Raw genomic sequence first — 13,058 nt, 5'->3', positions numbered from 1 at the left:
CTTGTCCCGTGGTGCGTATGTGCTACGGCTTGGGCGTGGCGTGCGGCGCGCACGTCACGTCGGCCTTGTCCAGCTTGCCGGTGAGCAGGTAGGCGTCCACCCGCGGGTTGATGCACGGGTTGACCAGGCCGGTCACACCGTGCGAGCCCGCGTCCTTCTCGGTGATCAGGCGGGAACCCTTGAAGCGCTTGTGCAGTTCGACGCCACCGTCGTACGGGGTGGCCGCGTCACGCTCGGACTGCACGATCAGTACGCCGGGCAGACCCTTGCCGGTCCTGACGTTCACCGGGGTCTGCTGCTTGACCGGCCAGGTGGCGCAGGGCAGGTTCAGCCAGGCGTTGGCCCAGGTCATGAACGGGTACTTCTTGTGGAGCGCGGTGTTGTCGCGGTCCCACTTCTTCCAGCTCGTCGGCCACTTGGCGTCGGTGCACTCGACGGCCGTGTAGACGGCGGTGCCGTTCTCCGAGGAGATGTTGCCCGCGGTGTCGGTGAGGTCCGGGGCGGCCGCGTCGACGAGCGCCTGGGTGTCACCGGCGACGTACTTGCTGAACACCGTCGCGACCGGCACCCACGAGGAGTCGTAGTACGGGGCGCTCTGGAAGAAGCCGATCAGCTCGGCCGGGCCGACGACCCCGCCGATGGGGTTCTTCTTGGCGGTGGCGCGCAGTTCGAGCCACTTCGCCTCGACCGCGGCCCGGGTAGTGCCGAGGTGGAAGGCGGCGTCGTTGGCGGCGACCCAGTCCTCCCAGTCCTTCCAGCGGCCCTCGAAGGCGATGTCCTGGTCGAGGTTGGCCTCGTACCAGACCTTCTCCTTCGACGGGTTGACGACGCTGTCGACGACCATGCGGCGGACGTGGCCCGGGAACATCGTGCCGTAGACGGCGCCGATGTAGGTGCCGTAGGAGACGCCCAGGTAGTTGAGCTTCTTCTCGCCCAGCGCGGCACGGATGACGTCCAGGTCGCGCACGGTGTTGGGCGTGGTCATCTGCTGGAGCATCGCCTTGCCGGTGCGCTCGGCGCAGCCCTCGGCGTACTCACGGGCCAGCTTGCGCTGGGCGCGCTTGTCGGCCTCGGAGTCCGGCACCGGGTCGGCCTTGGGCGCCTTCACGAACTCCTGCGGGTCCATGCAGGAGATGGGCGCGGAGTGGCCGACGCCGCGCGGGTCGAAGCCCACGAAGTCGTACGCCTTGGCCGCGTTGGCCCAGATCGGGTTCTTGTTGGTGACACGGAGCGGGAAGCGCATGCCCGAGCCACCGGGTCCGCCCGGGTTGTAGACGAGGGCGCCCTGGCGCTCCGCCGCGGTGCCGGTGTTGCCGATGTGGTCGACGGCGAGCTTGATCTGCTTGCCGTTCGGCTTGGCGTAGTCCAGCGGCACGCTGACCCAGCCGCACTGGACCGGCTTGGCGATCCCCCAGTCGGTGGGGCAGTCCGCCCAGTCGATACCGGCCTTCGCGGCGCGGGCGGCGGCGATCGCGGCGCCGACGGCCTCCCGGTCCTGTGCGTGCCGGGCCGTCGTGTCGGACGTGTTGGCGCCGGACGCGGGTGCCGCGACGGCACCGGATATCAGTGTGGCCGTGATGAGCACGCCGGCCGAACCGAGTGCCGTCGTGCGCCACTTCGGTCTCGTCTCCCTCAAGAGGGATCCCTCCCCGTACGTCGTTTCGAATTCGTACGGGGATCCTCGTCGTTGTGAAGTCTCTGTGAACAGGGTTTGCCGTGCTTCTTTGCCAATCCGATAAACGGAAGAAGCTGTTCGCTCGGCGGACTAGGGGGCGAGCGTCACCAGCGCCGCGTCCAGCACCCTGCGCAGCAGCAGGGCGTCCGGGGCCACGGCGGTGACGAGCGCGGCGGGTCCGGCGAGCGGCACGACGGCGGCGCCCTCGCCGAGCACCTGCGCCGGGACCGGCTCGTCGGCGAACTCCGGCCGTACGACGAGGAGCTGACCGACCGCCCGGTGCCCCGCGAGCACGGCCGGGCCGTCCCAGCCGCCGGGCGCCCCCGGGCCGCAGGACAGCTCCTGGTCGAGCACGGTCCGGCCCGCGACGCGCAGCACGAGCCGGCTGCTGAGCCGCCCGGGCTCCTCCCCCACCCGCCCGAGGACCTGTTCCTCCCGCAGCACGAGCCGGCCTGTCGCCGCGAGGTCGATCCGCGTGGTGACGTACAGGTCACTGCCGCCCGCGGAGATCAACTGCTCGGGCAGCCAGCGCAGTTCGCCGCCGTCGGCGACGGTGAGCCGTACGTCGTAGCGGGCCTCGCCCTTGGTCTGGCCCGGCAGGGCGATGGTGGCGGCGGCCGATCCGACACACAGCCGGGCGCCTTGCTGGATGTCGGCCGTCACGGTGAAGTGGTCGCCGCCGAGAGGCCCGCTCATCGCGCCGACGAGCATGACCCGCGGCTCGGTGCCGCTTCCCCGGGTCCGCCGCAGCGCCAGCGGCCCGTCGCTCTCCAGTACGGGCAGGGCCGTGCCGCCGCGGCCGTCGTCCCGCGCGACCATCCGCGCGGTGGCCCGCACCCCGGTCATGGCGGTCATGCCGTCCACGCGGCGAGCTGCGCCCGCACCCAGTCGGCGACGGCCGTGACGCCCGCCTCGCTGCGCAGGGACTGGAAGACGACGGGCAGTTCGGCGCGCTGGGCCTTGGCGTCGGCGGCCATCCGCGCGAGGTCGGAGCCGACGTACGGGGCCAGGTCGGTCTTGTTGACGATGAGCAGGTCGGCGGTGGTGACGCCGGGGCCGCCCTTCCTGGGGATGTCGTCTCCTCCGGCCACGTCGATGACGAAGATCTGGGCGTCCACCAGGCCCTTGGAGAAGGTGGCGGTGAGGTTGTCGCCGCCGCTCTCCACGAGGATGAGGTCCAGGGGGCCGACCTCGTCCTCCAGGTCCTCGACGGCCTCCAGGTTGGCGGAGATGTCGTCCCTGATCGCGGTGTGCGGACAGGCGCCGGTCTCCACCGCGGTGATCCGCTCCGGCGGCAGCACGGCTTCCCTGAGCAGGAACTCGGCGTCCTCGCGGGTGTAGATGTCGTTGGTGACGACGGCGAGGGACAACTCGTCGCGCAGGGCCCGGCAGAGGGCGGCGACGGTGGCGGTCTTGCCGGAGCCGACGGGGCCGCCCAAGCCGATACGCAGGGCTCGGTGGGAGCCGTCGGGACGGTGGGCGTCGGCGCTTACGGCGGCGGGGCCGTCGTGGTGGTGGTCCAAGTGCATGTACGGCTCCTGGGGTTCGTTGTCGGGTGCGGGTTCGTAGGGGCTGGTCGCGCCCGCGCGGCGGAGCCGCATATCGATGCAGCCCGCGCCCCTGAGTGGGTCACCTGAGCGCCCCTATGACGCGAACAGGCGTACTGGCCATGCCGCATGTGCCTCCGCGGCGATTTCCAGCAACGGCGCCGAGGCGGCGGGCAAGGAGTCGGGCCCATCGTCGACAGCCCTCCGCGCCGCGTCGACCGCCTGGTCCGCGACGCGGTCCAGCTCCGGTGCCAGCCGCGCCAGTACGCCCGTCGCATCGAAGGGGTCCAGGCTCAGCAACCGCACCGTCGCCGACGCGGGCCCGCTCACGCTCTCGTACACCGCGCAGTAGGCCGCGTCCAGGGGCTCCAGGCCCGCCGCCCGTGCCGCCAGCCCCAAGACAACGGGCTGGTGGGCGCCCTTGGGGAACTCCCGTGCCACCGCGTCGAGTTCGTCCGACGGCCAGGTCGCCCGGGCTGCCCGCATCAGCTGCCGCCCCAGTTTCCGCGCGGAGGCCCGCAGAGCGGGCGACGGCGTGCGGGCGTCCGCCGCCGCGTCCAACTCCCGCGGGTCCACACCGAGTACGGCCGCCGCGGTCAGCGCCGCCGACACCAGCCCCGTCGTGTGCAGCCGGCCCCGACAGAAGGACTCCAGGCTCTCCGCCCCGGTGATCCGCCCCGCCTTGACGGCCGCCTCGGCCCCGCCGGAGTGCGCGTGGCCCCCGGCGGGGAAGCGGCCGTCGGCCAGGACGAGCAGCGCAGCCCTGGACATCAGAAGAGGAAGTAACGCTGGGCCATGGGCAGTTCGGCAGCCGGTGTGGCCTCCACCAGCTCCCCGTCGATGTGCACGGCGAAGCTGTCGGGGTCCACCCGTACGTCGGGCCGCGCGTCGTTCTCCCGCATGTCGGCCTTGGTGACCCCGCGCGTCGACTCGATGGCCACGAACCTCTTCCCGAGCTGGAGCCGCTCCGGAAGCCCGTCGTCTATGGCGAGCGGCGCCACGAAGTTGAAGGAGTTCGAGGCGGGGGCCCGTCCGATCGCCCCGTACATCGGTCGGGGAAGGATCGGCTGCGGGGTCGGGATGGAGGCGTTCGCGTCGCCCATCTGCGCGTAGGCGATCTGCCCGCCCTTGATCACGAGATGCGGCTTGACCCCGAAGAACGCGGGCTCCCACAGCACCAGGTCGGCCAGCTTGCCCGTCTCCACCGACCCCACCTCGTGCGCGAGGCCCTGAGCGACGGCGGGGTTGATCGTGTACTTGGCGACATAGCGCCGTACGCGGTGGTTGTCCGCCCGGCCGTCGCCCGGCAGGGCGCCCCGGCGCCGCTTCATGACGTGGGCGGTCTGCCAGGTCCGCATGATGACCTCGCCCACGCGCCCCATGGCCTGGGAGTCGGAGGAGATGATCGAGATGGCGCCCAGGTCGTGCAGGATGTCCTCGGCGCCGATGGTCGTGGGGCGGATGCGGGACTCGGCGAAGGCGAGGTCCTCCGGCACCGCCGCGTTGAGGTGGTGGCACACCATCAGCATGTCGAGGTGTTCCTCGGCGGTGTTGACGGTGAAGGGCCGGGTCGGGTTGGTCGAGCTCGGCAGCACGTGCGGCTGGGAGACCACGGTCATGATGTCCGGCGCGTGCCCGCCGCCCGCACCCTCGGTGTGGTAGGCGTGGATGCCCCGGCCGGCGATCGCGGCAAGTGTGTCGCCGACGAAACCGGCCTCGTTGAGGGTGTCCGTGTGGATGGCGACCTGGATGCCGGTCCGCTCGGCGACGGTCAGCGAGGCGTCGATGACGGCCGGGGTCGAGCCCCAGTCCTCGTGCAGTTTCAGCCCGAGGGCGCCCCCGCGGATCTGCGACAGCATCGCCTCGTGGGAGACGGTGTTGCCCTTGCCGAGGAAGCCGATGTTGAGCGGGTACTGCTCCATCGCCTCCAGCATCCGGGCGAGGTGCCAGGGGCCGGGGGTGACGGTGGTGGCCTTGGAGCCCTCGGCGGGGCCGGTGCCGCCGCCGACCAGGGTGGTCACGCCGGACGCCAGTGCCTCGTCGGCGATCTGCGGGCAGATGAAGTGGACGTGCGCGTCGATGGCGCCCGCGGTCAGGATCCGGCCGTTGCCCGCGATGATCTCGGTCTCGGGGCCGATCACCAGGTCCGGGTGGACGCCGTCCATGGTGTCGGGGTTGCCCGCCTTGCCGATCCCGGTGATCCGGCCGTCGCGGACGCCCACGTCGGCCTTGACGACACCCCAGTGGTCGACGACGACCACGCCCGTGATGACCGTGTCGGGGGTGCCTTCTGCGCGCGTAGCACGCGACTGGCCCATCGACTCGCGGATGACCTTGCCGCCGCCGAACACGGCCTCGTCACCGGCGAGCCCGGGCCCGCCGGAACGGTCCTCCTCGACCTCGATCAGCAGATCGGTGTCGGCGAGCCGGATGCGGTCGCCGGTGGTGGGGCCGAACAGGTCGGCGTAGGCGGCACGAGAGATCTCAGGCATCGAGGGCACCTCCGGTCTCCCCGCGCAGACCCGGCACCACGCGGGCGCCGCTGAGCGGGACGAGTTCCACGTCGACCGGGATGCCGGGCTCGAAGCGCACGGCGGTGCCGGCGGCGATGTTCAGCCGCTTGCCGCGGGCCGCGGCCCGGTCGAACTCCAGGCCGGGGTTGGCCTCGGCGAAGTGGTAGTGGGAGCCGACCTGGACGGGCCGGTCGGCGGCGTTGAGGACGGTCAGCCGGGTGACCTCGCGGCCCTCGTTGTAGGCGATCGGCCCGTCGGCGAAGAGGATCTCTCCGGGAATCATCGGTGCCCCTAGACGATCGGGTCGTGGACGGTGACGAGCTTGGTGCCGTCCGGGAAGGTCGCCTCGACCTGGACGTCGTGGATCATCTCGGGAATGCCCTCCATGACGTCGTCACGGGACAGCAACGTCCGCCCGGAGGCCATGAGTTCGGCGACGGTACGGCCGTCACGCGCGCCTTCGAGGATGTGCGACGTGATGAGGGCGACCGCCTCGGGGTGGTTGAGCCTGAGCCCGCGGGCCCGGCGCTTCTCGGCCACGTCGGCCGCCACGTGGATGAGCAGCCTCTCTTGCTCGTGCGGGGTCAGTTGCACGTCCCACCTCACAGTCCTCGCTCCGGACCGTGCGGGGCCCGGTTGCCTCAGCCCCGGGGCAAAGTCCCTGGTGGCGTGGATCCGCAGGCTAATTGGATCCGGTTTCAGGCACGTTAACCGAGCTGTGATCCATCAGCGCGTGTCGGCTTCGTCCCGCATGCTCATCAGCGCCCGCAGACCGTCGCTCAGTACCTCGGCGGGCGTCGGTCCGAACAGGGCCTGCTGGGCCAGGAAGCCCATCGCTGCCGCCATCATCGTGCGCGCCACGTCCTCCGGAGGCACGTCCGGCCGCATGATTCCGGCCTCCTGGTACGCCCGGACGATCCGCGTCCAGGTCTCGCGCACGACGCCGTAGCCCTCACGCAGGAGGGCCGCGAGCTCCTCGTTGCGGAGGGTCTCGGTCCACACCTGGACGACCAGCCGCGGGAACGCCGGCCGCCCGTCCACGGTCAGGGACTCCTTGGCGGCGAGGACACGGCCGAGCACGGACGCCACCAGGACGTCCGGAGGCGGGGGCGGGCTACTGCGGGCCGCCTCCTCGAAACCCTCGCGGACCTGGCCCAGCACTTCCTCGACGATCGCGCCGATCAGCTCCTCCTTGCCGCTGAAGTAGCGGTACACGGCCCCGGCCGAGAGAGCGGCCTCCTTCAGGACGTCCTGCATCGACGTGGCATGAAAGCCGTTGCGGGCGAAGCAGACCGCCGCACCGTCGAGGATCTGCCGGCGCCGGGCGTCGAGGTGGGCCTGGGATACGCGAGCCATGCCGTCCAATGTAGAACGAACATTCCTTCTTGACAAGGCGCGGGGACGGCGGCACGGTGGGAGCAATCCCAAAACGAACGATCCTTCTTTTTGGAGACTCTCATGTCCACCCGCCGTCTGCTCGGGGTCGTCGTCCTCGTGCCGCTGCTCGCCGCCCTGGCCCTGTGGGCGTTCGCCTGGCCCGCCGCCCGTACCGCCCCTCGCGACCTGCCGCTCGGCGTGGCCGGCCCGGCCACCGCGACCGCGCAGATGGAGAAACAACTCCGGCAGCACGCGGGCGCCTTCGAGATCCACCACTACGCCGACGAGCGGGCCGCACGGGCGGCGATCGAGGACCGGACCGTATACGGCGCCGTCGTCGCCACCGCACGGGGGCCCGAGCTCCTCACCGCGTCGGCCGCGAGCCCGGTCGTGGCCCAGCTTCTCCAGCAGGCCGTGACCCGGCAGCCCGCGGCGAGCGGCGCTGAGGTGACGACCGTGGACGTCGTCCCGACCCCGGCGTCCGATCCGAGGGGCGCGGCCCTGAGCTCGTCCGTGCTGCCGTTGGCCCTGAGCGGGATCGTCGCGGGCACGGTCGTCACTCTGCTCGGACTGCGCGGCGTGCGCGCCGTGACCGCGCTGGTCCTCAGCGCCGCTCTGGTGGGCGTCGTCGCGGCCGCCCTGGCCCACAGCTGGCTCGGCGCGCTCACCGGGAACTGGTGGGCGGAGGCGGGGGCCCTGGGCCTGGCGACGCTGGCCGTGAGCGCGGCCGTCGCGGGACTCGCCGCCCTGGTCGGCCCCGCGGGGATCGGCGCCGTCGGGTTCCTGGTGATGTTCCTCGGCAACCCGTTCTCCGGTGCCGCCTCGGCCCCCCACCTGCTGCCCGAGCCGGTGGGCACGATCGGCCAGTGGCTGCCGCCGGGGGCGAGCGCGACCCTGCTGCGCTCGGTGTCGTTCTTCGACGGCGCGGGGGCGACCGGTCAGGTCCTGACGCTCACGTGGTGGGCCATGCTGGGCCTGGGCGCCGTAGTACTGGGCAACACGTTGAAGGCACGCATGAAGAACACCACACCCGCCACCGACGAGCCTGAACTCGCCACCGTCGGCTGACCGGAGCCGCCGGCCAGCTGATGTACCGCGAGCGGGCGGCCTGGCACCTACCGGCGAGCGTCAAACTTGCCCGCTTCGACCGACAGGACCCGCCACCCCGTGCCCCGGTGGCGCGCCGCGAGGGCAACGCGCTGACGGCACGGACGAAGGACGCCACTCCCGTCACGGGCGAACCTGAACTCGCCCGCGCCGACCAACCGGGCTCGCCGTCCAGTGCCACCGGTGGTGTGCCGCGCGAGAAACGCGCTCGGCTGGCCGAACCCGCTCCCCGCCCCCGGCCTCCACGGCCGGGGGCATCCGTGTTTCTAGGAGGCGCCGGGTCCCCGGTGGTGTGCCGCGATGCCGAAGCGTTGCTGTTCGCGAGGAGCGGACGCGACCTCCCGCACGGTGGAGACCGCGCTGATCACCGGCGCCTCGACGGGCTCCTGCGACTGCTCCAGCCGTTCGAGGTCGGCGGCCGAGACCAGGGCGACCAGCGGCTTTCCGTGCCGTGTGACGACGACGCGCTCACCGCCGTACACCACCCGGTTGATCAGGTCGGCGAGTTCAGCCCTGGCTTGCGTCACCGGAATCTCATACGCCATACCCCCATCATAACGTCACGTACGTCCTGTACATTTTTTACAGACAGCCTGCCGCGAGGAGGGGTACGCGATGACCCGACCCACAGCACGTCACGTCCTGCCGGAGTTCCATGAGCGCACGAGCTACGGGCACACGACGACGGATCCGTACTCGAAGCTGCTGGAGGAGCGGATCGTCTTCCTCGGGACGCCGATCGACGACACCTCGGCGAACGATCTGATGGCGCAGTTCATGTACCTCGAGTACCAGGCCCCCGACCGGGACATCTCGCTGTACATCAACTCCCCCGGCGGCTCGTTCAGCGCGATGTCGGCGATCTACGACACGATGCAGTACGTCAGTTGTGACGTGGAGACGACGTGCCTCGGGCAGGCCGGCTCCTCCGCGGCGGTGCTGTTGGCGGCGGGCACGCCGGGCAAGCGGTCCGTCCTGCCGGGCGCCCGGGTGGTGATCCACCAGCCCGCGCTGAGCGAGCCGGTGCAGGGACAGGCCGGCGATCTGGCCATCCAGGCCGACGAGTTGGCCCGGGTGCGGGCCCGCCTGGAGGAGATGCTGGTCCGGCACACCGGCCGCAGCCCCGAGCAGGTGAGCGCGGACATCGAGCGCGACAAGGTCCTGGACGCGCGGGGCGCCGTGGATTACGGCCTGGCGGACGCGATCGTCCCGAGCCGCAGGCCCTCCCGTACCGCGCCGGGCGCGAGGTGAGCCGTCGATGGTGCCGGACCTTCCACCGCTGCCCGCGCTCACGCGCGCCGAGGGCGAGCTGATCGACCGTTATCTCGACGTGGTCGACCTGCTGGGCCGGATCAACCCGGCCCGGCGCGAGGACACCTACGGCGGACTGCGCGCGGCGCAGGCGCTGGTGAGCAGGGCGACCGAGCTGCGCGACGCGCTCGTGCTGATGCACAGCAGGGGTGAGCGCGAACTGCACGCCGCGACGCTGGCGCGGGCGCTGCGGGTCCTGGACGGCGAGCGGCGTACGGCCCGGGTCACCGTGCCTCCGGAGCCCGACAGTTGACGAGGCGTCCGGAGCTGAGTCGAAACGGACCAAACGACGTACCCCCTATTGGAGGAGGCGCGGCTCCTTTTTTGCGAGCGTCGGAGTTGCACAACGCGCCTTGTTCGGGACCGGAATGAGACCTTTCCGTGCTGGTCCGGGGGTCTGTGACCCCCTCGACACCCCTTCCTTCGAAGGGGTGTCCACCCAAACGGGTGAGTGGTGAGTAACACCACAAATCAACGGTTCCGTTGGGCTTTTCGCACTTCCGTGCGCCAAGATCCCTGTCTGACGACAAGCCCCCGCCACAGTGGCGGGGCGATCCGGGCGGACGCCGAGTCCTGCCGCCGCCCGGATGACCGGTCGACAGAAGTGGATCGGCAGGAGTGGAGGACCCAAGCACGACGGGTCGCCGGAACGGTCACGCCATGACCGCGCCGAGTGTCCCTTGGGGTGAAGCCGCGTCAGCGGCCGGGCAACTTCGCCAGCCCGAATCCGACAGGTCATCCTTCACAGGCGGCTGACGAAGGGTTGCGCATGACTGCGCTCAATCGTGTCCCGTCGCTGATGGTCCGGGCCGGTACGGCCTCGGCCTTCGCCATCGCCGCCGTGGGCGGCTCCGTCGTGGTCCCGGGCCTCGCGCCCGACGCCGCGGCCGCGACGCCTGCGACGAAGGCACTCAAGGTAGCGGCCTCCAAGAAGGGCTCGCCGTACAAGTACGGCGCCACAGGGCCCCGCCGCTTCGACTGCTCAGGGCTCACGCTGTACTCGTTCAAGAAGGCGGGCAAGAAGCTCCCGCGCACGGCGGCCCAGCAGTACAACAAGACCCGTCACATCGGCGTGGGCAGCCGCAAGGCCGGCGACCTGGTGTTCTTCCACTCGGGTTCGAACGTGTACCACGTCGGCATCTACGCCGGGAAGGGAAAGATCTGGCACGCCCCGAAGACCGGGGACGTGGTGCGACTGCAGAAGATCTGGACGAAGAGCGTCTGGTACGGCCGGGTCAAGTGACCCCGAGGGGGCGGCGGCGACCTGACCTCCCGCCGCCCCCTCGGGCTTCCGAAGCGCAGGACGGCACAGCCGCCCCGATGCCTCCGTCGGCGCACCGCGAGGTGGTCAGACCGCGAGCAGCGGCTCGGCCAGGAGCATCATGCCGAGAACCGTCAACGCGCCTCCGGTGACCCCGGCGACGGCCCGGGCCGCCCGCGGCCGGCGCAGCCACCGCCCCAGCCGGTCCACGAGCACGGCCACCGCCGGGAACCACACCAGCGCGAGAGCGACCACGATCAGCGCGAGCAGCAGCGTCCTGGGCAGCGTGGAGCTCCCCTGGGGCACGAACTGCGGCAGCAGGCTGAGGAAGGTGATGGGGACCTTGGGGTTGAGCGCGTTGGTGACGAACCCCTGCCGCAGGGGGCGTACCCCCGCGCCGGTCTCGACGACCGTCTGGGTGCGGGTCCGCCGCAGCTCCAGCAGGGTCCGTACACCCAGGTACAGCACATAACCCCCGCCCAGCAGTTGAAGCGCCCGGAACAGCTCGGGCACGGCCGTGAGCACCGCGGCGACCCCGGCCACCGCGAGCGCCGTGTGGATCAGTAGCCCGCCCACGACGCCGAGCGCACAGGCGACCCCGGCCCGGCGGGAGACCAGGGCGTTACGTACGACGACGGTGAAGTCCGCGCCCGGCATGGCGACCATGCCGGCGGCGATCCCGGTGAAGGCGACGATCTGTCCGTTCATGCGGACCAGCCTGCCGCGCCGGAGCCTTCAGCAGGTATGTCGAATAACCTGGGTTTCCCTTAAGCACTCCTTTAGGCAGGCCTCGCCATGTACGACCCGGTCCGCCTCGCCGCCCTGGTCGCCGTCGCGGAGGCGGGCTCGATCACCCGGGCCGCCGAGCGCCTCGGCTACACCCCGCCCGCTCTCTCCCAGCAGCTGGCCAAGCTGGAGCGGGAGGCGGGTACCGCTCTTCTCGTACGGCATCACCGCGGCGCACGGCTCACCGGTGCGGGCGAGTTGCTGGTGGCGCGGGCCAGGCGGGTGCTGGACGAGCTGGACCGGGCCCGGCACGAACTCGCCCGGCTGACCGGCCTGTCGGGCGGCACGCTGAGGCTGGGCACCTTCCAGACGGCGGGCATTCAGCTGCTGCCGCCGGTGCTGAGCACGTTCCGCCGGGCGTACCCGGACGTGGAGCTGTCGGTCGCCTTCCACGAACCCACGGCCGGGATCACCGCGGTGGCGGCCGGTGAGATCGACCTGGCGCTGACACACGCCTATGAGCCGGGCGAGCCCCCCGCCCTCCCGGCCACCCTGAGCGCGGAGCCGCTGCTGACCGAGGAGCTGGTCCTCGTGACGGCCCCCGGGCATGCCCTGGCGGGCGGCTCGACGCGGCTGCCGCTGGCGGAGCTCGCCGGTGAGCCGCTGATCAGCATGGCGCCGGATCATCCGGCCCGGCGGGAGGTGGAGGCGGTGCTGGCCCGGATCGGGACCACACCGTCGGTGCTGGTGGCGACCCCGGGATACGCCCTGGTGTGCGCGCTGGCCAGCGCGGGGCTGGGGGTCGGGGTGGTGCCGGAGATGCTGGCTCGGACGGCGGCCACTCCGGTGGGCACGCGGCAGCTGGAGGCCGGCGCGTTGCGCCGTACGATCTCGGTCGTCCACCGGACCGGCGAGGCGGCACCCGCGGCGGACGCCTTCCGGGCGCTGCTGCGGGGAGCGTTCGGCCGCGCGCGGCCGGTATGAGCTCTCCTACGGCTCCTGTTGCCCCGCCGCCGTGACCGGCTGCACCGGAACCGTCCACGGAAGTTCGATGGAGACGGTCTTGCCGCCTTCCCGGGTGGGCCTGACCCTCAGCTTGCCGCCGTACTCGGCGGCGAGCCAGCGGATGATCACCATCCCCCGCCCGTTGTCCTGCTGGACCGCGGCCGGCAGCCGCTTGGGGAAACGGGGATGGCTGTCGGTGACCCCGATGCGCAGTTGTTCGTCACGGTCCAGCTCGATGTCCACCGTGAAGGTGGGTGACTGCCCGAAGGTGTGCTGTACGGCGTTGGTGGTGAGTTCGGAGACGATGAGCCGGACGGTCTCGGCGGTGTCCGTGGTGGACGGCAGCCCCCACTCCGCCAGTGTGCTCAGGACATAGGTGCGGGCCGCGGAGACCGAGGCGGGTTCGCTCGGCAGAGTGACGGATGCTTCCAGGTGGTCTGCCATGGCGACGTCGTCCCTTTCCCACGGGACCGGAGTCCGACACGGTGCGGATGGTTCGAGTACGGTCCCGGACTGGTGGTTCATCGTCAGAGTGC

At 71.4% G+C, this 13,058-nt stretch carries 16 protein-coding genes and 1 riboswitch; of the genes, 5 read left to right on the top strand and 11 right to left on the bottom strand.

The window, feature by feature from the left end; genetic code table 11:
* Window positions 1–22 precede the first annotated feature (22 nt).
* The 8 genes from ACZ39I_RS17345 to ACZ39I_RS17310 all read right to left on the bottom strand — a co-directional run bounded on the left by ACZ39I_RS17345 (window position 23) and on the right by ACZ39I_RS17310 (window position 7,091).
* Complete coding sequence (locus tag ACZ39I_RS17345) at window positions 23–1,636, bottom strand: alpha/beta hydrolase (RefSeq protein WP_467245225.1); 1,614 nt, start codon at window positions 1,634–1,636, stop codon at window positions 23–25.
* A gap of 129 nt (window positions 1,637–1,765) precedes the next feature.
* On the bottom strand, window positions 1,766–2,521 hold the full coding sequence (locus ACZ39I_RS17340; protein WP_467245688.1) for an urease accessory protein UreD: 756 nt from the start codon (window positions 2,519–2,521) through the stop codon (window positions 1,766–1,768).
* Between the two features lie 5 nt (window positions 2,522–2,526).
* Complete coding sequence (ureG, locus tag ACZ39I_RS17335) at window positions 2,527–3,204, bottom strand: urease accessory protein UreG (RefSeq protein ID WP_467245224.1); 678 nt, start codon at window positions 3,202–3,204, stop codon at window positions 2,527–2,529.
* Window positions 3,205–3,318: 114 nt separating this feature from the next.
* Window positions 3,319–3,993, bottom strand: coding sequence for an urease accessory protein UreF (locus ACZ39I_RS17330; RefSeq protein WP_467245223.1), 675 nt, complete (start codon window positions 3,991–3,993; stop codon window positions 3,319–3,321).
* Entirely contained in the window at window positions 3,993–5,714 is a 1,722-nt protein-coding gene (locus tag ACZ39I_RS17325; RefSeq protein WP_467245222.1) for an urease subunit alpha, read from the bottom strand. The genes ACZ39I_RS17330 and ACZ39I_RS17325 overlap by 1 nt, the downstream gene beginning before the upstream one ends.
* Window positions 5,707–6,018, bottom strand: a complete 312-nt coding sequence (locus tag ACZ39I_RS17320) for an urease subunit beta (RefSeq protein WP_393600907.1) — start codon at window positions 6,016–6,018, stop codon at window positions 5,707–5,709. Before ACZ39I_RS17320 ends, ACZ39I_RS17325 begins: the two co-directional genes overlap by 8 nt.
* A gap of 8 nt (window positions 6,019–6,026) precedes the next feature.
* Window positions 6,027–6,329 carry an urease subunit gamma gene (locus ACZ39I_RS17315; protein ID WP_037710300.1) on the bottom strand — a complete coding sequence of 101 codons (303 nt, stop codon included), beginning with the start codon at window positions 6,327–6,329 and terminating at the stop codon, window positions 6,027–6,029.
* 132 nt (window positions 6,330–6,461) lie between these two features.
* Complete coding sequence (locus tag ACZ39I_RS17310; protein WP_467245221.1) at window positions 6,462–7,091, bottom strand: TetR/AcrR family transcriptional regulator; 630 nt, start codon at window positions 7,089–7,091, stop codon at window positions 6,462–6,464.
* A gap of 102 nt (window positions 7,092–7,193) precedes the next feature.
* Between ACZ39I_RS17310 and ACZ39I_RS17305 the strand changes: the two genes are divergently transcribed.
* Entirely contained in the window at window positions 7,194–8,180 is a 987-nt protein-coding gene (locus ACZ39I_RS17305; RefSeq protein ID WP_467245220.1) for an ABC transporter permease, read from the top strand.
* A 305-nt stretch (window positions 8,181–8,485) separates the two neighbouring features.
* On the opposite strand, the gene ACZ39I_RS17300 is transcribed toward ACZ39I_RS17305, so the two are convergent.
* A complete protein-coding gene (locus ACZ39I_RS17300; RefSeq protein WP_467245219.1) occupies window positions 8,486–8,764 on the bottom strand; it encodes a type II toxin-antitoxin system Phd/YefM family antitoxin in 279 nt (92 codons plus the stop codon).
* Between the two features lie 70 nt (window positions 8,765–8,834).
* Between ACZ39I_RS17300 and ACZ39I_RS17295 the strand changes: the two genes are divergently transcribed.
* From ACZ39I_RS17295 to ACZ39I_RS17285, 3 genes are all read left to right on the top strand, one after another.
* The gene (locus tag ACZ39I_RS17295) at window positions 8,835–9,470 is read left to right on the top strand and encodes an ATP-dependent Clp protease proteolytic subunit (RefSeq protein ID WP_467245218.1); all 636 of its coding nucleotides are present in this window, start codon (window positions 8,835–8,837) and stop codon (window positions 9,468–9,470) included.
* Between the two features lie 7 nt (window positions 9,471–9,477).
* Window positions 9,478–9,783, top strand: coding sequence for a hypothetical protein (locus ACZ39I_RS17290; RefSeq protein WP_403670779.1), 306 nt, complete (start codon window positions 9,478–9,480; stop codon window positions 9,781–9,783).
* A gap of 333 nt (window positions 9,784–10,116) precedes the next feature.
* Window positions 10,117–10,296: riboswitch (cyclic di-AMP (ydaO/yuaA leader) on the top strand.
* A 3-nt stretch (window positions 10,297–10,299) separates the two neighbouring features.
* Window positions 10,300–10,773: a C40 family peptidase gene (locus ACZ39I_RS17285; protein WP_352386985.1), complete on the top strand. Its 474-nt coding sequence runs from the start codon at window positions 10,300–10,302 to the stop codon at window positions 10,771–10,773.
* Window positions 10,774–10,878: 105 nt separating this feature from the next.
* Here the strand turns inward: ACZ39I_RS17285 and ACZ39I_RS17280 are convergent, their stop codons facing one another.
* A complete protein-coding gene (locus ACZ39I_RS17280; RefSeq protein ID WP_467245217.1) occupies window positions 10,879–11,499 on the bottom strand; it encodes a LysE family translocator in 621 nt (206 codons plus the stop codon).
* An 87-nt stretch (window positions 11,500–11,586) separates the two neighbouring features.
* Here ACZ39I_RS17280 and ACZ39I_RS17275 point away from each other — a divergent pair, with 87 nt between their 5' ends.
* Window positions 11,587–12,501 (top strand): LysR family transcriptional regulator, encoded by a 915-nt coding sequence (locus ACZ39I_RS17275; protein WP_467245216.1) that lies wholly within the window; start codon window positions 11,587–11,589, stop codon window positions 12,499–12,501.
* A gap of 6 nt (window positions 12,502–12,507) precedes the next feature.
* On the opposite strand, the gene ACZ39I_RS17270 is transcribed toward ACZ39I_RS17275, so the two are convergent.
* Window positions 12,508–12,966 (bottom strand): ATP-binding protein, encoded by a 459-nt coding sequence (locus ACZ39I_RS17270; RefSeq protein WP_467245215.1) that lies wholly within the window; start codon window positions 12,964–12,966, stop codon window positions 12,508–12,510.
* Window positions 12,967–13,058 lie beyond the last annotated feature (92 nt).

This window comes from Streptomyces sp. NPDC024687 (genome assembly GCF_055559055.1).
The sequence above is the reverse complement of the archived record's forward strand: the minus strand, read 5'-3'. Positions and strand labels throughout refer to the sequence as shown.